This window comes from Wohlfahrtiimonas populi (genome assembly GCF_002006795.1).
GTDB lineage: Bacteria > Pseudomonadota > Gammaproteobacteria > Cardiobacteriales > Wohlfahrtiimonadaceae > Wohlfahrtiimonas > Wohlfahrtiimonas populi.
The window spans coordinates 112,078-135,638 of sequence record NZ_MVDN01000007.1; the positions used below are offsets into that span (position 1 = coordinate 112,078).

Annotated in this window: 28 protein-coding genes; 22 read left to right on the forward strand and 6 right to left on the reverse strand. The window is 37.3% G+C overall.

The genetic code is table 11. The annotated features are described in order from the left end of the window. The first annotated feature begins 77 nt into the window (after positions 1–77). From BZK16_RS09285 to dnaQ, 10 genes are all read left to right on the forward strand, one after another. Positions 78–872 carry a hypothetical protein gene (locus BZK16_RS09285; protein ID WP_077928609.1) on the forward strand — a complete coding sequence of 265 codons (795 nt, stop codon included), beginning with the start codon at positions 78–80 and terminating at the stop codon, positions 870–872. Positions 873–966: 94 nt separating this feature from the next. Next, on the forward strand, positions 967–2,367 hold the full coding sequence (gene thrC / locus BZK16_RS09290) for a threonine synthase (protein ID WP_077928610.1): 1,401 nt from the start codon (positions 967–969) through the stop codon (positions 2,365–2,367). Between the two features lie 17 nt (positions 2,368–2,384). Next, on the forward strand, positions 2,385–3,611 hold the full coding sequence (gene serA, locus BZK16_RS09295; protein WP_077928611.1) for a phosphoglycerate dehydrogenase: 1,227 nt from the start codon (positions 2,385–2,387) through the stop codon (positions 3,609–3,611). A gap of 22 nt (positions 3,612–3,633) precedes the next feature. Next, a complete protein-coding gene (locus tag BZK16_RS09300; protein ID WP_077928612.1) occupies positions 3,634–4,221 on the forward strand; it encodes a DUF2058 family protein in 588 nt (195 codons plus the stop codon). Between the two features lie 153 nt (positions 4,222–4,374). After that, the gene (locus BZK16_RS09305; protein WP_077928613.1) at positions 4,375–5,262 is read left to right on the forward strand and encodes a c-type cytochrome; all 888 of its coding nucleotides are present in this window, start codon (positions 4,375–4,377) and stop codon (positions 5,260–5,262) included. Between the two features lie 25 nt (positions 5,263–5,287). Beyond that, positions 5,288–5,962 carry a thiol:disulfide interchange protein DsbA/DsbL gene (locus BZK16_RS09310; protein WP_077928614.1) on the forward strand — a complete coding sequence of 225 codons (675 nt, stop codon included), beginning with the start codon at positions 5,288–5,290 and terminating at the stop codon, positions 5,960–5,962. Between the two features lie 72 nt (positions 5,963–6,034). Continuing rightward, complete coding sequence (gene lgt / locus BZK16_RS09315; protein WP_077928615.1) at positions 6,035–6,853, forward strand: prolipoprotein diacylglyceryl transferase; 819 nt, start codon at positions 6,035–6,037, stop codon at positions 6,851–6,853. Then, on the forward strand, positions 6,850–7,644 hold the full coding sequence (locus BZK16_RS09320; RefSeq protein WP_077928616.1) for a thymidylate synthase: 795 nt from the start codon (positions 6,850–6,852) through the stop codon (positions 7,642–7,644). The genes lgt and BZK16_RS09320 overlap by 4 nt, the downstream gene beginning before the upstream one ends. Before the next feature lie 2 nt (positions 7,645–7,646). Beyond that, positions 7,647–8,102, forward strand: a complete 456-nt coding sequence (rnhA, locus tag BZK16_RS09325) for a ribonuclease HI (RefSeq protein WP_077928617.1) — start codon at positions 7,647–7,649, stop codon at positions 8,100–8,102. Further along, positions 8,095–8,784, forward strand: coding sequence for a DNA polymerase III subunit epsilon (gene dnaQ, locus BZK16_RS09330; RefSeq protein ID WP_077928618.1), 690 nt, complete (start codon positions 8,095–8,097; stop codon positions 8,782–8,784). The genes rnhA and dnaQ overlap by 8 nt, the downstream gene beginning before the upstream one ends. Before the next feature lie 150 nt (positions 8,785–8,934). Here the strand turns inward: dnaQ and murA are convergent, their stop codons facing one another. Genes murA through BZK16_RS09355 form a run of 5 tightly spaced genes read right to left on the reverse strand, consistent with a single transcriptional unit; the run spans position 8,935 to position 12,634 of the window. Then, on the reverse strand, positions 8,935–10,209 hold the full coding sequence (gene murA, locus BZK16_RS09335; RefSeq protein WP_077928619.1) for a UDP-N-acetylglucosamine 1-carboxyvinyltransferase: 1,275 nt from the start codon (positions 10,207–10,209) through the stop codon (positions 8,935–8,937). Further along, positions 10,199–10,450 carry a BolA family protein gene (locus BZK16_RS09340; RefSeq protein WP_077926124.1) on the reverse strand — a complete coding sequence of 84 codons (252 nt, stop codon included), beginning with the start codon at positions 10,448–10,450 and terminating at the stop codon, positions 10,199–10,201. The genes murA and BZK16_RS09340 overlap by 11 nt, the downstream gene beginning before the upstream one ends. 18 nt (positions 10,451–10,468) lie before the next feature. Then, a complete protein-coding gene (gene pyrF, locus BZK16_RS09345) occupies positions 10,469–11,164 on the reverse strand; it encodes an orotidine-5'-phosphate decarboxylase (RefSeq protein WP_077928620.1) in 696 nt (231 codons plus the stop codon). Between the two features lie 15 nt (positions 11,165–11,179). Continuing rightward, a complete protein-coding gene (locus tag BZK16_RS09350; RefSeq protein ID WP_077928621.1) occupies positions 11,180–12,334 on the reverse strand; it encodes a tetratricopeptide repeat protein in 1,155 nt (384 codons plus the stop codon). A 3-nt stretch (positions 12,335–12,337) separates the two neighbouring features. Then, positions 12,338–12,634: a LapA family protein gene (locus BZK16_RS09355; RefSeq protein ID WP_077928622.1), complete on the reverse strand. Its 297-nt coding sequence runs from the start codon at positions 12,632–12,634 to the stop codon at positions 12,338–12,340. A 258-nt stretch (positions 12,635–12,892) separates the two neighbouring features. Here BZK16_RS09355 and BZK16_RS09360 point away from each other — a divergent pair, with 258 nt between their 5' ends. From BZK16_RS09360 to BZK16_RS09390, 7 genes are all read left to right on the forward strand, one after another. Then, positions 12,893–14,557: a helicase-related protein gene (locus tag BZK16_RS09360; protein WP_077928623.1), complete on the forward strand. Its 1,665-nt coding sequence runs from the start codon at positions 12,893–12,895 to the stop codon at positions 14,555–14,557. Positions 14,558–14,728: 171 nt separating this feature from the next. Continuing rightward, positions 14,729–14,920, forward strand: coding sequence for a hypothetical protein (locus BZK16_RS09365; protein ID WP_077928624.1), 192 nt, complete (start codon positions 14,729–14,731; stop codon positions 14,918–14,920). 66 nt (positions 14,921–14,986) lie between these two features. After that, positions 14,987–15,559 carry a nucleotide exchange factor GrpE gene (gene grpE, locus BZK16_RS09370; protein ID WP_077928625.1) on the forward strand — a complete coding sequence of 191 codons (573 nt, stop codon included), beginning with the start codon at positions 14,987–14,989 and terminating at the stop codon, positions 15,557–15,559. A gap of 82 nt (positions 15,560–15,641) precedes the next feature. Then, positions 15,642–16,067 carry a VOC family protein gene (locus tag BZK16_RS09375; protein WP_077928626.1) on the forward strand — a complete coding sequence of 142 codons (426 nt, stop codon included), beginning with the start codon at positions 15,642–15,644 and terminating at the stop codon, positions 16,065–16,067. Between the two features lie 2 nt (positions 16,068–16,069). Beyond that, positions 16,070–16,546: a transcription elongation factor GreA gene (greA, locus tag BZK16_RS09380; RefSeq protein WP_077928627.1), complete on the forward strand. Its 477-nt coding sequence runs from the start codon at positions 16,070–16,072 to the stop codon at positions 16,544–16,546. Then, positions 16,547–17,173, forward strand: coding sequence for an AI-2E family transporter (locus BZK16_RS09385; protein ID WP_233145259.1), 627 nt, complete (start codon positions 16,547–16,549; stop codon positions 17,171–17,173). It abuts the gene before it with no gap. Beyond that, on the forward strand, positions 17,164–18,117 hold the full coding sequence (locus BZK16_RS09390; protein ID WP_332881395.1) for an AI-2E family transporter: 954 nt from the start codon (positions 17,164–17,166) through the stop codon (positions 18,115–18,117). The genes BZK16_RS09385 and BZK16_RS09390 overlap by 10 nt, the downstream gene beginning before the upstream one ends. 116 nt (positions 18,118–18,233) lie before the next feature. Here BZK16_RS09390 and hemJ read toward each other — a convergent pair whose 3' ends face one another. Beyond that, positions 18,234–18,668 (reverse strand): protoporphyrinogen oxidase HemJ, encoded by a 435-nt coding sequence (gene hemJ / locus BZK16_RS09395; protein WP_077928628.1) that lies wholly within the window; start codon positions 18,666–18,668, stop codon positions 18,234–18,236. Between the two features lie 154 nt (positions 18,669–18,822). Here hemJ and ispG point away from each other — a divergent pair, with 154 nt between their 5' ends. The 5 genes from ispG to BZK16_RS09420 all read left to right on the forward strand — a co-directional run bounded on the left by ispG (position 18,823) and on the right by BZK16_RS09420 (position 23,446). Continuing rightward, positions 18,823–20,043, forward strand: coding sequence for a flavodoxin-dependent (E)-4-hydroxy-3-methylbut-2-enyl-diphosphate synthase (gene ispG, locus BZK16_RS09400; protein WP_077928629.1), 1,221 nt, complete (start codon positions 18,823–18,825; stop codon positions 20,041–20,043). Further along, the gene (trmB, locus tag BZK16_RS09405; RefSeq protein WP_332881396.1) at positions 20,018–20,734 is read left to right on the forward strand and encodes a tRNA (guanosine(46)-N7)-methyltransferase TrmB; all 717 of its coding nucleotides are present in this window, start codon (positions 20,018–20,020) and stop codon (positions 20,732–20,734) included. Before ispG ends, trmB begins: the two co-directional genes overlap by 26 nt. A 32-nt stretch (positions 20,735–20,766) precedes the next feature. Next, the gene (locus BZK16_RS09410; protein WP_077928631.1) at positions 20,767–21,522 is read left to right on the forward strand and encodes a lytic transglycosylase domain-containing protein; all 756 of its coding nucleotides are present in this window, start codon (positions 20,767–20,769) and stop codon (positions 21,520–21,522) included. A 131-nt stretch (positions 21,523–21,653) separates the two neighbouring features. Continuing rightward, positions 21,654–22,802 (forward strand): L-threonine dehydrogenase, encoded by a 1,149-nt coding sequence (yiaY, locus tag BZK16_RS09415; RefSeq protein ID WP_077928632.1) that lies wholly within the window; start codon positions 21,654–21,656, stop codon positions 22,800–22,802. Positions 22,803–23,128: 326 nt separating this feature from the next. Beyond that, positions 23,129–23,446, forward strand: coding sequence for an elongation factor P hydroxylase (locus tag BZK16_RS09420; protein ID WP_233145261.1), 318 nt, complete (start codon positions 23,129–23,131; stop codon positions 23,444–23,446). The last annotated feature ends 115 nt before the right edge of the window (positions 23,447–23,561 follow it).

Here is a 23,561-nt window from a genome sequence, read left to right on the forward strand (position 1 = left end):
TATATATTATACAAGGGCAAAAATATATACTGTTGTATAATTCCTTCATCTAATAATTTAAGAACAATAGAAAAACTATGAAATTCTCTCAAATATTCAACTTTAAAGCCTTTGTTTACCATTTTATTTTTAGTTTTTTATTAATTGGCGGATTATCTTTTTTTATCGTCAGTTTATGGTATCCAGATATTTGGGCGTCAGAACTAGGTGGTTATAAGTTAGTTGTGATGATGTTGCTATTAGATTTAGGTGTAGGTCCTCTATGCGTAGGTTTATCTTATAAGCCACATAAAACAAAGAAGGCGAATTTTTTCGACATCACAGTGATTACGTTATGTCAGTTAGCATTTTTCTCATGGGGTGCTTGGACTGTCTCAATCTCTCGTCCTGTTTATATTGTGTTTGATACAGATCGCTTTGAAATGACTGTGGATCAGGATATTGATCGTACTAGATTACCTGAATCAGGTATGTTCAGTACTTTACCTTTGTTAAGAGGTGTACAAATGGCGGTTGTTGATTTAGAAACAACTGTGCCAGATGAGAAAGAGCGTATTAAGGTGAGTAACGATACGCTCTTTGGCATGGATCCTTCTAAGATGCCAAAGTATTATGCACCCTATGAAGGTAGTAATATTCAGAGAGTATTAAAAATGGCTAAAGGTTATGAATATTTTACTAAAAATACTGAGGCTAAATCACTAGCAGATGGCATTATTCAAAAACATAAAATAACCGAAGATCAGTTTAAATGGTTGCCGATCCGTTATTTCTCACCACAAGATCAAAGCCAATTATTTATGACAGTTGTGATTGATTCTCAAACAGCTGAGATCATTGATTATATTTTATTGGACCCTTACGAGATTTAAAATTTTATTTTTAGCAGTTGATCTTGATGATCCTCTTCTTTATGTGCTTTAATCAATCCCATTCTTTATTTATTAGCTTTGAATGGAAAATATCATGCAATTTGTGAGCACAAGAGGGGAGAGCCAACATTTAGATTTTTCTGATGTTGTATTGGGTGGATTGGCGACAGATGGCGGTTTGGCAATGCCTGAAAATATGCCGAAAATTGATCAAGCAACATTGAAAGAGTGGAAAAATCTGAGCTATACAGATTTAGCGTTTAATGTTATTTCTCTATTTTCTAAAGATATTCCAGCAGAAGATTTAAGAAAAATTATCAATGCAGCATATACCGAAGAAAAATTTGGTATTGAAGAGATTGTTTCTCTTTCTGCATTGGATGAAGATTATGTTGTAGGCTTATCTAATGGCCCAACATTTGCCTTTAAAGATATGGCAATGCAATTTTTAGGTGAATTATTTCCTTATTTGCTTGAGAAAAAAGATCAGCATTTGAATATCGTGGGTGCAACATCTGGCGATACAGGTTCAAGTGCAATCCATGCAATGCGAGGCAAACCAAGAATCAATGTATTCATGTTGAGCCCAAATGGCCGTATGAGCCCATTCCAAACAGCGCAAATGTATTCAGTGCAAGATGCAAATATTTTCAATTTAGCAGTTGAAGGTGTTTTTGATGATTGCCAGGATTTAGTCAAAGCACTGAATAATGATGCTGCATATAAAGCAAAAAATGCATTGGGTGCTGTTAACTCTATCAACTGGGCAAGAATTTTAGCGCAGATCGTTTATTACTTTAAAGCTTACTTGGCTGCTGTTAAAGAAGTGGGTGAGTCGGTGGATTTTGTGATTCCATCAGGTAACTTTGGTAACATTTTTGCAGGCATTTATGCACGTGCAATGGGATTGCCAATCCGTAAATTAATTCTCGCGACGAATGAAAATAATGTTTTGGATGAATTCTTTAAAACTGGCATTTATCGCCCTCGTGCCTCGAAGGATGTTCATTTAACGTCAAGCCCATCCATGGATATTGCCAAGGCAAGCAACTTTGAACGCTTTATCTATTTATTGTTAGGTGCAGAAAAAACTCGCCAGTTATGGCAACAAATTGATGAGCAAGGTTATTTTGATTTAACCAAAGATCCTATTTGGCAAGATCGTCAATCTTGGGGGATTGAATCAGGCCAGAGTTTACATGAAAATCGAGTCGAAACGATTCGTAAGGTGTATGATGCGTTCAATGTAGTGGTTGATCCACATACAGCGGATGGTATTTTTGTCGCAGCTCAATATAAAGATGCAGGGATTCCTCAATTATATTTAGAGACTGCTAAACCTATTAAATTTGCAGAAACAGTTAGGGAGGCGCTTGGATTTGAACCTGAGCGTACAGCTGATTTTGCAAATATTGAGGCATTACCACAACGCTTTGAAGTATTGCCTGTGGATGTCGATGTGTTGAAGCAATATATTGTTAAGCAATTAAGCTAAAAGGACAGGAAACTTAAATGTATTCACTTGCAAAAGAGAAGATCAAGATTGTTTTATTGGAAGGAATTCACCCTTCTGCCGTTGAATGTTTAAATAAATCTGGTTATACCAACATCGTTTCGTATGCAAAAGCATTGGAAGGTGAAGAGCTAACAGAAGCATTGAAAGATGCACACATTGTAGGGATTCGCTCCCGCACACGTTTGACAAAAGAAGTGTTTGATAAAGCACCAAAGTTGATCGCTGTTGGCTGTTTCTGTATTGGTACAAACCAAGTGGATTTAGAAGAAGCTCGTGTACGTGCAATTCCTGTCTTTAATGCGCCATATTCCAATACTCGTTCTGTTGCGGAATTAGTGATTGCAGAAATGATCATGTTAATGCGTGGAATCCCCGAGAAAAATGCAGTATGTCATGAAGGTGGTTGGTTAAAATCAGCAACAGGTTCTCATGAAGTGCGTAACAAAACTTTGGGCATCATTGGCTACGGTCACATTGGTACGCAAGTAGGTATTTTAGCTGAAAACTTTGGTATGCATGTTGTATTTCATGATACTGAAACTAAGTTGGCTTTAGGTAATGCTGAATCAGTAGAATTGAAAAAATTATTGGAAATCTCTGATTTGGTGACTTGCCATGTCCCAGAAGATGCATCGACTAAAAACTTGATTAGTCGTGAAAATATTAAGTTGATGAAAAAAGGCGCTGTGTTGATTAATGCTTCTCGTGGTAGTGTTGTTGATATTGATGCTTTGGCTGATGCAATTGAGTCTAAACATTTGTCAGGCGCTGCAATTGATGTTTTCCCAACTGAACCAAAATCTAACCAAGATGAGTTTGTTTCAGCATTGCGTGGTTTTAAAAATGTGATTTTAACGCCACACATTGGTGGTTCAACTATGGAGGCTCAAGAGAATATAGCAGGCGAAGTTGCAGTTAAATTAGCGAAATATTCAGACAATGGCTCAACAGTAAGTGCTGTAAACTTTCCAGAAGTTTCATTGCCAGTGAATCCAGAAAGTCATCGTATTTTGCATATTCATCGCAATGTTCCAGGTATTTTACGCACCATGAATAACTTAGTTTCTAACTATGATATGAACATTGATGCGCAATATCTACAAACAGCTGGTGATATCGGTTATGTAGTTTTAGATGTGAAATCATCTGAAAAAGACGCTGAATCTTTGCATAAAGAGATGCAGAATGTTGAAGGCACAATCCGTTGCCGTTTGTTATTTTAATTTGAAGTAAGAGGGAAGAATCGTGTCATTGCGTGATCAACTTTTAAAAGCAGGTGTAGTTTCTGAAGATCGTGCGAAAAAAGTAGAGCAAGATAAAAAGAAGACTAAGCACCAAGCTTATCGTGATAAAGATGTTAAAGCGAAGTTAGATGCTGAAAAGAAGGCTCAGCAGGATGCGATTCTTGCCAGTGAAAAAGCTCAGAAAGCGAAAGCTCAAGAGTCCAATCAAGAAGTTAGTTTGAAACAACAACGTAAAGCATTGCGTGTGGAAGCACGTAGAATCATTGATCAAAAGAGAGTCAATGTTGAAAAGGCAAATGACCAATTTAACTTTAGCTCAGATGGTAAAAAGATTCGTTATGTGAGCGTGACAGCAGAGCAGAGAAAGCAATTGGGTAATGGTAATCTAGCGATTTGCCGTAATGATCGTGATGGTTTTGATTATCCATTGATTCCTAAAGAAAATGCTCTGCGCTTAGTGGAAATTGAGAAATTAATGGATGAACGTTGGGTTTATTTATTAATAGATCCACAAGAAGTTGTCGATAATGCGGATGAATGGGCTGCTTGGGATGCTTATGAAGCAGAACTGGCAAAAGAAAACAAATAACTAAATTAATGATTTGTATCGCATAAAGGAAAGAATATTAATTGACCTGCTTCATGATTCAGGCAAAATATATAACATTCTTTTCCCTTTTGTATTAGAATAAGCGATATTTTTCAATATTAATGACAGAAAAAATCGTGTAGGAGAATTATTGTGCTGTCTCATAATCGTTTATTATTAGCACTTGGAGCTTTTGGGCTTTCAATGGCATTTTCTAGTGCTCAAACTTTAGTTGGTAATCCTGAAGAAGCAAAAAAAATCGTCGAAACACAATGTGCGGCGTGTCATGGTGTTTTTGGTGAAGGTATTGCAGCATTGCCAAACCAAGCGAAGTTAGGTGGCCAAGGTGCTAACTATTTAAGCGTGCAATTACATGCGTTGAAAGAATCAAAAGATGCATCAGGTTCACGTTTTGAAATGACTATGAGCCCACAAGCGGGTTTATTATCTGACCAAGATATTGCAAACGTTGCAGCTTATTTCAGCCAGCAACCAACAACATATTACAAATTAGATGCTGATTTTGAAGCTAAGCGTCAAGCAGCAGCGGCTGGTATTGAAACTGCGAAAGCAGAATTAGTTGCAGCAGAAGCAAAAGAAGCAGAAATTAAAGAACAGTTGAAAGCTGACCCTGAAAATGCAGCATTGCAAAAAGAATCAAAATCAGTACCACGTGCTGTGAGAGCAGCAAAAGGCAATGTTCGTAAAGCTGAAGATGCAGTGAAGCAAGTAGATGTTGATTTAGAAAGCGCAAAAGCATTGATGGTTCGCGGTGAGCAAATCTATTTTGGCGGTGATCTAAATAAGCGCATCCCAGCATGTTCAGCTTGCCATAGCCCATCAGGTTCTGGTAACGGTCCTGCTGCTTATCCTGCGGTAGCTGGTCAAAATTATGAATATTTAGTGAATCAATTAGAAAACTTCAAAAATGCAAAACGTACAAATGACCCTGCGGGCATGATGCGTGACATTGCTGAGCGTATGTCTGATACAGAAATTGATGCAGTTGCTACATATATTAAATATATGGGTTCTAAATAATTATTAATCAATAGAGAGTAATTACATGTCGTTAAAATCTATTTCGCAAAAAGTTTTGGGCTCTGCTTTGTTAGCAGGCTCGATGTTAATGGCAGCTTATGCACAACCTAAGTATATTGAATTGGCAGAGCCAGCTCAATTAGTAAAAACATCTGATCCTTCACAAGTGGAAGTGGTTGAAGTTTTTTCTTATACTTGCGGTCATTGTTATCAATTAGAAGCACCTGTTGCTAATTGGTTAAAAACTAAACCTGAAAGTGTAAACTTTGTACGCATTCAAATGCCTGGTGAAGGTGTTTGGGAAAGTTTGGCTCGCACATACTTTACATTGGAAGCAATGGATAAAGTAGAAGAAGGCCATCCTGCAATGTACAAAGCAACAATGGTTGATCGTTTACGTGCATTTGATAAAGATTCAATCGCTGCATATTTAGCAAAAAATACAGATATTAATGCTGAAGAGTTCACAAAATTATGGAACTCATTCCCAGTAACATCTAGCTATAATAGAGCAGTTGACTTGGTTCAGAATCAATATAAAGTGGATTACACACCTGTATTTATCATTGATGGTAAATATTTAGTGAATGGTGAAACATCACGAGCTACATCATATGCTGAAATTGTTGAAGCTGTTGATGAAGTATCTAAAGAAATTTTAGCAAAGAAAGCTGAAGCGGCTCCTGCGAAAGCAGAGTAATGACATTTATTTTATGATTTAAAAAAGGGCTAACTTTTATTAGCCCTTTTTTATTGAAAATAGGTAACAGACATGTTTTTTTCACCTCAAATCGATCCGATTATTTTTTCAATAGGTCCAGTTGCTGTGCGCTGGTATTCTTTGATGTACATTGTTGCTTTATTGATTGCTATAGGTTTAGGTTGTTATAGAGCTAAAAAGCCAGGATCAATATGGACAAAAGATAATGTTAATGATGCTGCATTTTATATGTTCATTGGTGCTGTCTTAGGTGGCAGAATTGGCTATGCGCTTTTCTATGGTTGGGAGCAGGTTTTACAAAATCCATTGTTTATCATTGGTTGGAATGGGCATACAGTTGAATGGAGTGGCATGAGTTTCCATGGTGGGTTATTGGGAACCTTAGTTGCTGCATTATTGATTCGTAAGAAAATTAAAAAAAGCTTTTGGCAAATTACAGATTTCTTCGCGCCATTATTGCCATTAGGATTATTCTTTGGTCGAATTGGTAACTTTATCAATGGCGAATTATGGGGTAAATATACAGATCAAACTTGGGGTGTATTATTTGAACATGCGCCAACATTGGGTGATTTAGTGTATAGACATCCTTCACAACTATATGAAGCTGTGACCGAAGGTTTATTGGTATTCATTGTATTATGGTGGTACACAGCTAAACCTCGCCCTCAATGTGCTGCTTCAGGCATGTTCTTGGCAGGTTATGGTATTGCACGTTTTATTGTAGAATTCTTCCGTGAGCCAGATGCTCATTTAGGTTATCGTTTAGGTACAGAATGGTTAACAACAGGAATGATTTTATGCATTCCAATGATTGTTGCAGGTTTAGGATTAATGTTGTTTGCTTATCGTCAAAAGGGTATGAAATGAGAGCGTATTTAGATTTATTGGAAAAAGTTAAAACGGAAGGTGCATTTAAAGAAGATCGCACAGGTACTGGGACTTATTCTATTTTTGGTCATCAGATGCGTTTTAATCTTCAGGAAGGCTTTCCATTATTAACCACGAAAAAATTACATTTGAAATCCATCATTCATGAATTATTGTGGTTTTTGCAAGGCAATACGAATATCCAATATTTAACAGATAATGGTGTGCGCATTTGGAATGAATGGGCAGATGAAAATGGTGATTTAGGTCCTGTATATGGCAAGCAATGGCGCAGTTGGCCAACCGCTGATGGTCGTTACATTGATCAGATTACTGAAGTTGTAGAGCAAATTAAAAATAATCCAAATTCTCGTCGCATTATTGTTAATGCATGGAATGTGGGTGAATTAGATAAAATGGCTTTGCCGCCATGTCATTTATTGTTCCAATTTTATGTGGCAGATGGCAAGCTATCTTGCCAGTTATATCAGCGCTCAGCAGATATCTTCTTAGGTGTACCTTTCAATATCGCAAGTTATGCTATTTTAACTCACATGATGGCACAAGTGTGTGATTTAGAAGTGGGTGATTTTGTTTGGACAGGTGGTGATTGCCATTTGTATTCAAATCATATGGAGCAAGCGGATCTTCAATTAAGTCGTGAGACTTTAGTATTGCCACAATTGAAAATTAATCCTGCAAAGAAAGATATTTTTAGTTTTGAATTTGATGATTTTGAATTAGTTAATTACGAATCTCATCCTCATATTAAAGCGGCTGTTGCAGTATAAAAATGGATAATAAAGTTTATATTTATACAGATGGGGCTTGCAGTGGTAATCCTGGCAAAGGTGGTTGGGGCGCGATTTTAAAATATCGTGGTCATATTAAAGAGCTATCTGGATATGATTCTGATACTACAAATAATCGCATGGAATTGATGGGTGCAATCAAGGGATTGCAAGCATTGAAAAAGCCTTGTGATATTGTATTGATTACCGATTCTCGTTACGTTCAACAAGGCATCAATGAATGGGTGAATGGCTGGATTGCACGTGGATGGAAAACAGCAAGTAATCAGCCTGTGAAAAATGTTGAGCTATGGAAAATGTTGGTGGCAGAGCGTGATCGTCATACTTCTATTGATTGGCAATGGGTAAAGGGGCATGCAGGGCATCCTGAAAATGAGCGAGCAGATGAGCTAGCAACAAGTGCTGTCAAAAATGAGAAAGGATTGAGTGATGAGTAGACAAATCGTATTGGATACAGAAACAACAGGTATGGATCCTGCGACTGGCGATCGAATTGTTGAAATTGGTTGCGTAGAAATGGTGGATCGTATGTTAACGGGCAATCATTTTCATGTATATATCAATCCTGAGCGCGATATGCCTATAGAAGCTTTTAATGTTCATGGTTTAAGCGAAGAGTTTTTGAGTGATAAGCCAGTATTTGCAACCATCGCTCAGGATTTGGCAAATTATATTGATGGCGGTGAGTTGATCATTCATAACGCAGCCTTTGATATGAAATTCTTAGATTATGAGTTGGAAAAAGTAGGGTTAAAATCTCTGACGAGCCAATGTAGCGTGATTGATAGCTTGAAAGTTGCACGTGATATGTATCCAGGGCAACGTAATAGCTTGGATGCTTTATGTAAGCGTTTAGGGATCGATAACTCAAAACGTACATTACATGGCGCATTGTTGGATTCGGAGATTCTTGCACAAGTTTATTTGGCAATGACTGGTGGACAGGAGTCTTTGTTTGGCGGTGATGTTACTGAAGAAAAAGTGCTGGAAGTTTCTCAAAGCTTGTTGGAAGCAGTTGAAAATAATTTGAATAGCTCTGCTGATAAAACAAGAGTGATTCATGCTAATGCAGATGAGATGAATGCACATAATGATTTCATTGTTAAATTTAAGAGATAGTTTTTGAATATATTATAGTGAAATAAGTTTAAGATAAATATGCCATTTCTAGCGCCTTTCTTTTAAGCCATAATTGCTATAATCGATCTGTAATATGAAAAAAGCCAGTTCACTGAACTGGCTTTTTATTGATTCAAATAATATTTGAAATTAAATGCGTTTAATTTTTGCACCTAAAGATGTTAGTTTCTTTTCGATGCCGTCATAGCCACGATCTAAGTGATAAATTTGATCCATCGTCGTTGTGCCTTCAGCAACTAAGCCCGCCAAAATCAATGCCGCAGATGCACGAAGATCTGTTGCAGAAACCTCTGCACCAGAGAGTTTATCAATACCTGTAATGATCGCCATGTGGTCTTCAATACGGATATTAGCACCCATTCTGCTAAGTTCATTGGCATGCATGAAACGATTTTCAAAGATTGTTTCAATGATGGTGGATTTACCTTCAGCCACTGTTGCTAATGCCATGAATTGCGCTTGCATATCCGTTGCAAACTTTGGATAAGGTTGCGTTTTGATATCAATGGCTTTTAGTTTTTGTACTTTAGGATAAACACGTATAAAATCTTCACTCACTTCAACGCCACAACCTGTTTCTAGTAAAGCTTCAATCGTTGCTTCTTGATGTGCAGGAATGCATTGGTTCACTGTTACATCGCCATAAGTCATTGCACCAGCCACAAGATATGTACCGACTTCGATACGATCAGGCATGATTGTATGTTCGCCACCATTGAGCTTATCAACACCATCAATCACTAAACGTGCAGTACCAATGCCTTGAATTTTAGCGCCCAATGTTACTAGCATGTCGCATAGATCGACTACTTCAGGTTCTTGTGCTGTGTTTTCTAAAATCGTTTGGCCATCTGCCAATACAGCAGCCATGATGATATTTTCAGCGCCAGTTACAGTGATCATATCAAAAGTGAAGTGATTGCCTTTTAAGCGAGCTTTATCTGTTGTTGAAGCATATACATAGCCATTTTTCAATTCGATGTTAGCATTTAAAGCTTCTAAGCCTTTCAAATGCTGATCAACAGGGCGGCTACCAATTGCACAGCCACCAGGTAGTGACACTTCAGCTTCACCAAATTTACTTACTAATGGGCCCAATACTAAAATAGATGCACGCATTAATTTAACTAAATCATGGCTCGCTCTAATTTTATTGATGCTTGTTGGGTCAATGACAACAGTATTGCCATTGATTTTAACTTTTGCACCCAAATCTTTTAAAAGATCTGTGAGTACAATAACATCTTGTAGTTTTGGCACATTATGTAATGTCACAGGTTCTGATGCTAAAATTGTTGCTGCTAAAATTGGCAATACAGCATTTTTAGCACCACTTGCAACCACTGAGCCTTTTAATGGGCCGTTGCCTTCAATGATAAGTTTAGGAACATTATTAGAGTGCATGTACTCGCTCCCAATCTGCTGGCGTATAAGTACGAACAGCCAATGCATGGATTTCATCCGTTTGCATCGCGTCACCCAATGTTGCATATACTAATTTGTGTTGTTTTAATTTGCTGATGCCTGTGAATGCTTCGCTCACAACAATTGCATCAAAATGACGACCATCATCGCCTGTTACAAGTATGTATTCACACTGTAAGCCAGCTTCAATTCTTTTAGTAACTTCTTCTTTAGTCATCATAATTACTATCTCCTAAAATCAAATAGAAAGGGTAGAAATAATATATTGCAGCGCTTCACGAGGATCTGCTGCACGAGTTATCGGTCTGCCAATCACTAAATAGTTTGCACCTTCTTTTACGGCATTTGCTGGTGTCATGATGCGTACTTGATCATCTGCAATGCTGCTATCTAAACGAATACCAGGGCAAACTGTTACGAGATTTGGCTGAATTTCTTTAATCATTTTTGCTTCATTGGCAGAAGAAACAACACCATCTAAACCACAATCAGTAACTAAATTTGCTAAGCGTGTCACGATTTCATCCTTGTTGCCAATTAAACCAATTTCATGAGCCATTTCATCGCTCATGCTTGTTAGCAATGTTACTGCAATCAATAAAGGTGGTTTGCTGTAGCCTGCTAAAATTTCTTTAGCATCACACATCATTTTACGACCGCCTAAAGCATGTAAATCAACCATCCAAACGCCTAATTCAGCAGCCATTTTAACAGCGCTTGCTACAGTGTTTGGAATATCGTGGAATTTAAGATCTAAAAAGACTTCAAAGCCTTTATTTTGCATCTTTTCGACGATGCTTGGGCCTGCTAATGTGAATAACTCTTTGCCAACTTTTAGGCGACAAAGCGTTGGATCCAAAGCATCCATTAAATTAAGCGCGCCGCGCTCGTCAGCAACATCAACCGCAACGATGATGGGAGAAGTCGTTTGCATAAATTCCTCTTAAAACTATTTTTGTAAAGCTATAATATCAGAAACAGGTGCAGCTGTATTCCAAGATTGGCAGCTAGGGCAGTGCCACTGAAGTGTCTTGGAAACGAAGCCACATTTTTCGCATCTGAATTGAGCATAGTAATCAATAACATGATGAAATGTTTGGTGATATAGCTCAAAAATTTCTTGATGTCTGTGATTTTCTAATGATTGTAATTGATTCAATAAAGTGACACCCTGCAAGTTTCTAGTTTTTTTAAGGGCTTGATATAAATATGTGGTTGCGCTTGGAATGGACTCATTCATTACTAATAAGTGTGTTTTCCAAATTTTGAGATAGAAATATGATGGATATTTTTGAATTTGTTCATCCAACCATTTTGGAAATCTTTGATTATCTTCATGCATCATTGCTTGGTAAGCAATTGGGATGATGATAGGAATCAGCGATGCTTGCTGTTGAGATAATAAATTCAATTGATCAATAACGATTTGGTATTGCTGATTATACATTGCAATATAAGCGTTGATTAAGCTGATGCGAGCTAAATCAGGCGATATATTGAGTGCTTGTTGTGTCCAGAATGATGCTTGTTTAAAGTCATTGTCATTGATGGATTGTTCAGCTAATTCACAATATAGATGTGCAACTTCTGTTGCATATGAAGTTTTATGATTTTCAATGCGCTCGTACATACCAACGGCTTGCAACCAGTCATTTTGTTGCTTATATAATGCCGATAATTTTAATGCGGCAAAGTCGTGATAAGGCGTTGATAATAATTCACGTAATGTATTTTCAGAGCGATCAAAAATCCCCGCAACACTATAATCTTCTGCTAGAGAAATCAGTACTTGATGGCGATTTTTATCATTGATGGATAAAGTGCCTAGCAAATATTCATGCATTTCTATGGCTTTATCTACTTCACCGCGCCTACGATAAGCATCGCCTAAGGTTAGTGTGAAGCTGATGCCTTCATCTTCAATATTCAATGGAATTGCATTATCTGTTGAAACAGATAGCTTTTCAGCACTTTTATCTTTTTCGAGATAATAGCGTAGGTTTAGGTATTGATGCAGTTTACGTTTTCTAGAGCTATCAACTTTAGCCGCGTACCAACCAATAATTAAACCTAAAGGGAGCAATATCCATATATATTCAAACATGAATTATAGCGCTGTCTCTTCTTGTAATTTCTTCAAAGATTTCTGCGCAGCTTTAAGCTCACGTTTTTGGCGCCATGATTGACCAAAGTTTCCAATGCTTAAAATCAACGTCACGACGATGCCACAGAATGCACCTGCTAAGAAAATAATGCTGATAAAAGCTGGCATGACTAATTGAACTTCATCAAACAAAAAGTCAAAATGAACCGTTGCTTCTCTATTTAAATAGAGAATGAAGAATACAAACGTTAAAAACAATAAAAACAACGCAAAGTTTATCCATTTAATAATCTTTTTCATTATGATCCTTATGTGGCATGAAAAGTATAATGAGCAATTATACCCAATTATAAATAATTTGTTGTGGTAACGAATTAAAAAATGACTTCTATGATATTATTCAGTATAGTAGTTATTCACTAACCAAACATATTAGAGATGGCTTGATGGATGATCAGCCCATAAGTTCTCGGTATAGGTATAAGTTTTGAATTATTGCATTTGGGGATCTTACTTCGCCTGAATGTTCTCTTGGGAATTGTTATATAAAAGTTTACGATGAACAAAAAAATTACGGTCGATTCATGTGACACGTTGAGTGATCACGCTAAGCAGGTAGCTATTGTCTATCCTGAACTGAAAAAATTACATTCAACGTCAATTGTGAATAAAGAAACGCTTCAGTTTCTTCAATCTGAATGTCAAAAATTTGATGGCAAACGTCCCATTGTTGTTATAACAGCAACAGTATCAGCTTGCTTTGACGTAGCTTTATTGCTTAAGCGTGTTTTGGGTGAGGATAAAGTACAAACGATCTATCCTCATACTGCTCATGGTAGCTCATTGAGAAAAGCGGTGATTGTCGCGCCAATGATGACATTACAAATGACAAATGCATTGAGTGAATCGGCTGCGGAGTTTAGTAATTTTATTGTCATTTCACAAGAGAAAGGTTTAACTTTCATTGCAAATATTGTGAAGCCAGTTCTTAGTCAATTGGCGGAAGATTGTAAGGTTCTCTCATTGATGAGTGTGAATGAAGATCCTAGCTCTCAGCCTGTGAAAAAAGCTGAGCAAATTGTGAAAGTAGAAAAAACAGAAAAAACTGTTGAATCAAAAGTTAAGATTATCATCGAAGTTGAAGCTGAGCCAGAAGTGACTGTTGCTGAAGAGCCATCATTTGGCTTCATTGTAGAAGCGGAAGAAGCACCTAATGCAATGGATTTCCAAGTGGAAGCGCCAAGCATGGATAGTGCTGTGGATACAGTGGCTGAAGAATCTATGGATGAGCACCACATTGTGTTGGTTGATCGTAATTATAAGCGTTCATATTTGCGTAATCGATTGAAAGGTTCTGAGAAGAAAACTTTGATCATTACGCGCACAAGACACAATGCACATCGATTAGAAGAGTATTTGTATCAAGGCAAAGTCCGTTCACGAATTCTTCACGCTAACTTATCAGATGAAGCTAAAGATAAAGTGATTGAGCGATTTGTTTCAGGTGATTTATCTGTATTGTTACTACCAGAAGCTGTGGCACAAACAATCGAACTGACAGGCATTACAGATATTATCTTCTTTGATTTACCTGATGTAGGTTTAGAGTTTAAAGAACGTATTAATACAATTGGCGAGCGCTTTAACGTTCATAATACCTCTTCCATTGTGACATTAGATGAGATTCCTTGGGTGGAATCAATGGAACAAGAACTGAAATGGACATTACCAAAAGTACAACCAGCACCGCCACAACGTTCCCACAATATTCTTCGCATCAAAAATCGTAATACTAAAGATAAACCAGAGAAAACAGAAAAGCGCGTTGGTGTTAGCCGTGGATTACGTAAGTTGGGTGGCAAAAATAATAACAACAATAACCAGCATAGCCAGCAACCACAGAAAAAACGCTCTAACCATTTTGCAGTTAAACAAATGAAAGATGATTTTAACGATCATAATTCAATTTCTCATCAATCTGATGATCCTTTCAATAGCATTAACCAATCGATTGTTAATGAAAATAGAAATCCATTTGCATTTGACTCATTTGAAGCGAGCGTTTCTCGTCAAAATAAACAACGTGTGAAGCAATTATTCAATCGAAAAGAAAAGCCAATGAAAGAAGTTCAAAGTGATTTTAACCCACAAAGAACAGAGAAAAAGAACGTTAAAATTATGCATAAAAAGAAGCGTACTTTTGATATTGATGGCAACCAATAGTTTAATAAATTTACATTTTCTGACATATTAAGAAAAATAATATATATCAATAAGCTAGTGCGAATATCAGCATTAGCTTTTTTTATTTTTGTAGAAAAAAATATCAATAATATTGCTTTTTTAGAAGATTCATATATAAGGCTGTTATAAATTTATAAAAGTGAGGTTTATATGAAAACTGATTTTGAAGACGATAATGATTTGCTCGATGAAGATTCTGTAGAAGAAGAAGAGATTCCTGATGTAAAAATGACACAATCTCAAGCATGGCGTGATATCGAAGCAAAACGCGAAGAACGTGCGCTTTTAAAGCGACTAGAAAAAGAATATGACTTGGATGGTTTAGAAGATTGGGATGAATAGTGACTTGAAAAAGTCAGATTAATCCTCATGTTGAATAAACTATTCACTAAGTTTAAGGGAAAAAGTATGAGTAATACTGAAAAAGAGAAAGAGCTATCAGAAGCAACAGAAGAGATGTTGGTTGAAGAGTCTAATGTTGAAGGTGATTCCTCAGAATCTTTGGATGATCTTGATTTGGTTTCACAAATTGAGAAACTGACACAGGAAAAAGAAGCACTTTTTCAACGTTTATTGGTTTCAGAAGCGGATATGAAAAATTTGCGCAGAAGAACTGAAATCGATTTAGCTAATGCACATAAATTTGCGTTGGAAAAATTTGTGAAGGAATTACTACCTTGTTTAGATGCTGTTGAAGCAGAGATTAATGAATTAAATAAGAAAGATAATCTATCTGAAGATTTGGCTCAATTTAAAGAAGGTTCTGAATTAACCTACAGAATGCTATTGAATGCTGTAGAAAAATTCGGTGTTAAGCAGATTGCACCAACAGGTGAATCGTTGAATCCTGATCTTCATCAGGCGATAGCTGTTGTGCCAATGCCAGGCAAAGAAAGCAATGAGATCATCGATGTGACGCAAAAAGGTTACACGTTGAATGATCGATTAGTGCGCGCAGCATTGGTTGTGGTTGCACAATAATAATTTTATCTAAATTAAGAATGATCTATATGTTAAATTACTATGTAGTTTAACTTTAGGTCATTTTTTGCAGGAGAAATGTATGAAATTCCTACATACTATGGTTCGTGTCGCTGATTTGGAAAAATCATTGGATTTTTATTGTAATATTTTAGGGTTAGTGGAAACTCGCCGTAAAGAGTATCCTCAATGGGAATGCACTTTGGTCTATCTAGCTGTGCCAAACGATCCATCGGGTGCGGAAGTTGAGTTGACGTACAATTGGAATTCTGATGAAAAGTATGGCATTGGCCGTGCATTTGGTCATTTAGCTTTTGAAGTGGATGATATTTATGAAGTTTGTCAAAAAGCTTTAGATGCTGGGATTGAATTGAATGTTCCGCCTAAAGATGGTTGGATGGCATTCTTCAGATCACCAGATGATATCTCAATTGAATTGCTACAAAAAGGTGAAAAGCTCGAACCAAAAGAGCCTTGGATTAATATGGAAAATAAGGGTTGGTGGTAAACATGCAAAAGTTCCCAATGACAGTGGAAGGCGCTGAAACATTACGCAATGAAATTCATGATTTAAAAACAGTGCAAAGACCACAAGTGATCGCAGCAATTGCTGAAGCAAGAGAGCATGGCGACTTGAAGGAAAATGCTGAATATCATGCAGCACGTGAACAGCAGGGTTTTATTGAAGCACGTTTAGCGGATTATGAAGCGCGTTTATCTAATGCTCAGATCATCGATGTGAAAGCAATCGAGCCAACAGGTAAAGTTATTTTTGGCACAACAATTACAATGTTGAACTTAGATACTGATAAAGAAGTGACTTACAAAATCGTAGGTGAGCATGAAGCGAATGTGAAGCAAGGTTTGATCTCTTTGACTTCTCCAATTGCTCGCGCATTGATTGGTAAAGAAGAAGGTGATGAAGTTCGTATCGAGACACCAGGCGGTGTACAATTGTACGAAATTCTAACAGTTGAGCATATCTAAATGACAACGAAGCACTCGACAACAGCTTTTAAGCCACTAACTTATCATCCTTTAGGTAAATGGTTAATATTGTCGCTGCTCTTTGCAGGCGTCTATTTCTTTCATCGATTTTTTGCACCAGGTTTAGCAGCGATTATCATTGCAGTTGTAACTTGGCCAACTTATCGTGATTTGCTGAAAATGCTGAAAGGGCGCTCAATAATTGCATCCAGCATTGCCATAGTGTTCATCACGCTGTTAATTGTTCTGCCTGTTCTGTGGCTAGGGCATTACCTATTGTTTGAATTCCAAGGATTCAGTAATTGGTTGGTTCAGCTTAATAGATTTGGTAGTGCAACACCAGAGTGGATTAAAAATCTACCATTAGCAGGTGCACATTTAGATGAATTATGGTTGGAATATTTAGGCAAAGAAAATGGCCTCAATGAATTGCTGCAATTAGCTGGTATGCAACGAGTAACAAGCTTTGCTAACTATATTTTAGCGTTAGGTAAGAGCTTTGCGAGTGCTGGATTCTATCTGTTATTTATCTTAATTATTTTGTTCTTCTTATATAAAGATGGCAAAAAATTACAAGCCAATATGGCGAAAGTCGGGCATATTATTTTCCTAGAGCGTTGNTGTTAATTGTTCTGCCTGTTCTGTGGCTAGGGCATTACCTATTGTTTGAATTCCAAGGATTCAGTAATTGGTTGGTTCAGCTTAATAGATTTGGTAGTGCAACACCAGAGTGGATTAAAAATCTACCATTAGCAGGTGCACATTTAGATGAATTATGGTTGGAATATTTAGGCAAAGAAAATGGCCTCAATGAATTGCTGCAATTAGCTGGTATGCAACGAGTAACAAGCTTTGCTAACTATATTTTAGCGTTAGGTAAGAGCTTTGCGAGTGCTGGATTCTATCTGTTATTTATCTTAATTATTTTGTTCTTCTTATATAAAGATGGCAAAAAATTACAAGCCAATATGGCGAAAGTCGGGCATATTATTTTCCTAGAGCGTTGGGAAAGAATGTCAGGCGTGATTCCAATTATGATTCGTTCAACGGTTGCAGGGATGGTTATCATCGCAATTGGTGAAGGGATTGTGTTTGGTATTGTTTATTGGTTGGTGGGTATTCCATCTTCTACAGCTTTAACATTGGGGATCATTACAGGTATTTTTGCATTGATTCCTGGTGGTGCGCCATTATCCATGACGATGGTTTCTTTATATCTTGTGGGTAGTGGAACTGTGACTCAAGGTTTGATTTTGTTTGGTTGGGGAACATGTCAGCTATTCATAGTAGATAAAACAATTCGCCCGCGTTTAGTGGGTGGCCCTGCGAAATTACCATTCTTACCAACATTCTTCGGTTTAGTGGGTGGTTTACAAACCATGGGATTATTAGGATTATTTATTGGTCCTGTATTGATGGCTCTGATCTTGGTGATTTGGCGCGAATGGGTTTATGATGAAGAGCACATTAAGCTTGATGATAAAACGATCGCGCGAAGAAAAGGTCGCATTAAACGACCAAGGTTACGCCGATTGATTCAAAAGCCTAATGAACAACAAGAAATAAGATAATAAAAAACCTGACATGAATAAAATGTCAGGTTTTTTTATTGTATAGTGAAGTTGGTTTTAAATCTAACTTAAAAAGATATCCCGCCGGTAGGGCGGGATAGTTATATTTATAATCATTAACCAAATGAGACAGGCATTTTTAATACAGCTAAGAATACAATTGCCACAAGCAATACAGTTGGTAATTCATTGAACAAACGATAAAATTTATGAGAACGAGTATTTAGATCTAATCTGAATTTTTTTACATAAATTCTGCAAAACACGTGATACACCACTAAAAATATAACTAATAATAATTTAATGTGTAGCCAAGCCATTTTCATGATTGCTGGGTTTTTGATGATTAATGTAATACCTAATGCGATTGTAAAAAAAGCACCAATGTCCATCATGACAGCTAATTTACGCTCCATTACTTTAAGCGTTTCACTTGTATTGTGATCTTTATTCATTGCGTGATAGACGAATAATCTTGGTAGATAAAATAACCCTGCAAACCAAGTCACCATCGCAATAATGTGTAATGCCTTATAGGCTGTATAACTCATAAATTTATCCCTGCTATTGTAAAAATGCACCTATTGTAACCTTGAAATAGCAATAGTGAAATTACTGTAGTGATCTTAGCCTATTCATTTCTTGAGTTATCACCCACACTTAGAGATAATGTGCTCTTTATTCAATGTAGGATTTGTGCCCCAAATGGCTGATACGATTGTGCGACGCAAAACAACTCAAGTGATGGTTGGTAATGTAGGCATTGGCTCTGATTATCCAATCAGAATTCAATCTATGACCAATACAGATACGGAAGATGTGATTGCGACCACGCAACAGATTATGGAGTTGGCTGATGTTGGCTCTGAATTGGTTAGAATTACAGTTAATACAGATAAAGCCGCACAAGCTGTACCTGAGATTGTGAGTCGCTTAGCAAAATATGGTTACGATACACCTGTGATTGGTGACTTTCATTTCAATGGTCATCGCTTGTTGAGCAAAACACCAGAATGTGTAGCTGCTTTAGCAAAATTGCGTATTAATCCAGGTAATGTTGGTCGTGGGCAGAAACGTGATGAACAATTCGCAAGCTTGATTGAAATGGTAGTGCGCTATCAGAAGCCTGTTCGCATCGGTGTGAACTGGGGAAGTTTGGATCAAGAAGTTTTAGCAAGATTGTTCAATGAGAATCAAAACAGGGCGATTCCTTTAGCAAATGATATGATCATGCGCGAAGCGATGATTGTTTCAGCGATGGAAAGTGTTGCTTACGCAAAATCATTGGGATTGCGTGACGATCAAATGATCTTGTCAGTGAAAGTGAGCCAATGCCAAGATTTAATTTCTGTTTATCAAGACATTGCAGGTAAAACTGATTTGCCTTTACATTTAGGTTTAACAGAAGCAGGAATGGGCACAAAAGGTATTGTTGCATCATCGGCAGCTTTATCAGTGATCTTGCAACAAGGTATCGGTGATACAATTCGTGTATCTTTAACGCCATTACCAGGTGCACCACGTACAGAAGAAGTTTTAGTAGGCAAAGATATTTTACAAAGCTTAGGCTTTCGCTTGTTTACACCAAAAGTAACAGCATGCCCAGGTTGTGGTCGTACAAGTAGTGATTATTTCCAGCGTTTAGCACAAGATATTCAAGGTTACTTAGATGATGCAATGCCGAAATGGAAAACAGTTTATCCAGGCGTTGAATCAATGGTGGTTGCAGTAATGGGCTGTGTTGTGAATGGCCCAGGAGAATCAAAATTAGCAAATATTGGTATTAGTTTGCCAGGTAGTGGAGAAGCGCCTGTTGCACCAGTATATGAAGATGGACAAAAAACGGTGACTTTAAAAGGTGACCATATAGCAGATGAATTTACAGAGATAGTCAAACAGTATGTCGAAAGAACTTATGGAAAATAAAGAAGAGAATCAAAAGCCAGTATATATGCGTGAAATTCGTAGCTTTGTTAAGCGCGAAGGTCGTTTAACGCCTGGGCAAGATCGTATTTTAGTTGAAAGCCCTTATTTGGTTCGCCCAGAAATGTTGGAAAATGGTTTAGATTTGGATCAACTGTTTGGCAGAGAGAATGATAAACGCACATTAGAAATTGGCTTCGGTAATGGCGAATCATTAGCAACAATGGCAGAAGTAGCGCAAGATCGTGACTTTTTAGGTGTGGAAGTTCACCGCCCTGGCGTTGGTCATTTGTTACTAGAGGTTGAAAAACGAGGTTTAACTAACTTATTTGCAGCGAATGAAGATGCTGTTGAATTGTTGAAGCATAAGATCAAAGATGAAAGTTTTGATCGTGTGCAAATTTTCTTTGCTGATCCTTGGCACAAGAAGAAGCATCATAAGCGTCGTTTAGTGCAAAATGAATTTATCACGATGTTGGCAACAAAAATGGTAAAAGGCGGAGTTTTACATTTGGCAACAGATTGGCAGCATTATGCAGAGCAAATGATGGAAGTTTTATCTGAACATCCTGATTTTGAAAACTGTTATGAAGATTATGCGCCGCGTCCAGATTTCCGCCCAAAGACTAAGTTTGAAGCACGTGGCGAAAGATTAGGCCATGGCGTTTGGGATATTATGTTTAAGCGTCGTTAAACAAAACACAATAATTATTGTAATATGAACGAATGATAATAAGAATAATCGTTGGATACCTTTTACTAATGATCTGTCAGCTCACAGCGTGGGCTGACATTTATTCGTATCTGGATGAATTTGGGCAAACACATTATGTGAATTACCCAGTAAAAGGTGGAAAGCTGATTCAACGTTTATCTCCAATCATAGAAGATAAAGATGCTGTTGAAAATGTTCAGCAGTTATTGAGCAATCCGCGTTTTAGTCGAAAAGTTACGATGCGCGCGGACCTTGCAGATTTCCAAGGTAACTTTCCTCGCCCACGTGCATTTGCTAATCATGGTGTTGAAGCAGGTGATCCTAGTGCTGTAGTTGCTGCTGCATCAAGATCATTGCCTAATATGAAAGGGCGGGATAGTTTTGCACCTTATATTAATATGGTTGCGCGCCAATATAATTTGCAACCTGCATTATTGCATGCGGTCATTACCGTAGAATCTGCTTATAACCCGAATGCTAAATCACATGCGAATGCTCACGGCTTAATGCAGTTGATCCCAGCAACTGCGCAGAGATTTGGTGTGATTGATATTTATGACCCTATTCAGAATATGCAAGGTGGCGCTGCGTATTTAAGATATTTATTGGATTACTTTGGCGATGTATCTTTAGCATTGGCAGGATATAATGCTGGAGAAGGTGCGGTGAGAAAATACGGAAATAAGATCCCGCCCTATAAAGAGACAATGAATTATGTACCAAAAGTATTAGAGTATTATCAAAAATACCGCGCGCAGGGATATTAATAAATTAAGCGTCATAATTGAAGCCTTAAATGATCTAGCTCATTTGCTGTAAATATATCTGCGGTATAGTGAAGTTGAAAAGTCGTTTTAATTCGTTTCTTTCAAAATAAATAGTAAATAAGGAGCAGTTTATGGCTACACAATTTTTAATGCCTTCAAAAAATATTATGGGTGCAGGTGCTTTAGATTTAGCGTATGACGAAATTAAGCTCAATGGCTTTAAAAAAGTTTTAATCGTCAGTGATGAAGGTTTGAAAGGCGCAGGAATTATTGATCTCGTTGTTAAAGGTCTTAAAGAAAAAGGAATTGAGTCAGTTGTGTTTGCAGGCACGCAACCAAACCCAACAACGAAGAATGTTGAAGATGGCTTAGCAATTTTAAAAGCAGAAAAGTGTGATTCTATTATCTCTTTGGGTGGTGGTTCTCCGCATGACTGTGCAAAAGGTATTGCTTTGGTTGCAACAAATGGTGGAAAAATCAATGATTATGAAGGTGTAAATGTTTCTAAACACCCACAGTTACCATTGATAGCAATTAACACAACAGCGGGTACAGCTTCTGAAATGACATACTTCTGTATCATTACAGATGAAAAACGTCACATTAAAATGGCAATCGTTGATGCACATACAACACCAATCTTATCAGTGAATGATCCTGAATTAATGAAAGGCATGCCAAAATCATTGACAGCTGCAACTGGTATGGATGCTTTAACACACGCAGTTGAAGCTTATGTTTCTACGGCTGCAACGCCAATTACAGATGCCTGTGCGGTGAAGGCAATCGAAATCATTCATAAAAGTTTAAGAAATGCGGTGAATGATGGTAATGACATGGCAGCGCGTGAAGCAATGGCATATGCACAGTTCTTAGCAGGTATGGCATTTAATAACGCATCGTTAGGTTATGTTCATGCAATGGCTCACCAATTGGGTGGTTTCTATGATCTACCTCATGGTGTTTGTAATGCAGTATTGTTGCCACATGTTCAAGAATACAATGCGAAAGTTGCAGCAAATCGTTTGAGAGATCTAGCTGTATGCTTTGAAATTGATACACGTAAAATGACAGATGCTGAAGGTGCGGCGGCATTCATTAAAGCAATCCGTGAGCTGAGTAAAGATGTTGGCATTCCTGCTGGCTTGAAAGATCTAGGCGCTAAAGAAGCCGACTTTGGTACATTGGCTGGAAATGCCCTGAAAGATGCATGTTCTTTCACAAATCCACGTAAAGGTGATGAATCTGAGGTAATTGCAATTTTTAAAGCAGCATTCTAGATTTAGGTATTTTTGATTAAAATAATTTAAATCCTCAATTGTTCAGATTGGGGATTTTTATTGTGATTGGGAATACTCTGAAACTAATATAAAAGAGTTTATGTAGTATATGGTGAATATTTTGAATGATGATGAATTATGTTGTGCATTGATAAATGTATTGGCAAAAGTTTTGCCTGATTTAGTTATCCAAGGTGGGGCGGATGAACCTTTTTATAAAGCTGCTAAAGATGGTCAAAAGGCAATTTTATATTTTAGAGATAATTATCCCNCAAAAGGCAATTTTATATTTTAGAGATAATTATCCCCGTAGTTTATTACATGAATTGTCTCATTATTGCCTTGCTGGTAATAAGCGTAGACAATTAGATGATTTTGGTTATTGGTATTTTCCATGTGGGCGAACGACTGAAGAGCAGATTTTATTTGAACAGGTAGAAGCAAGACCGCAAGGGTTGGAAAAGGCAATGTGTGAGGCGATTGGTATTAAGTTTTCACCGAGCTTGGATGATTTCTCAGGTAGGCCTCCTGCGACAACATTTTTAGAAAATCTAGAGTTGGTGTATCAAGAAATGGTTCAGAATCCGCCACCAACAGCCAAGAAAGTATTAGTAGCTTTAGCAGTATTAAAATCCTTTGATTAGTAGTTTATTTGATAGAGAGTATCCATCTATCAGATTGTTTTTGTTGTATTTTGTGGATTATTTTCAAAATACTTCAAATTGATAGTTGACAGGATGAGATTCTGGTCTATAATGA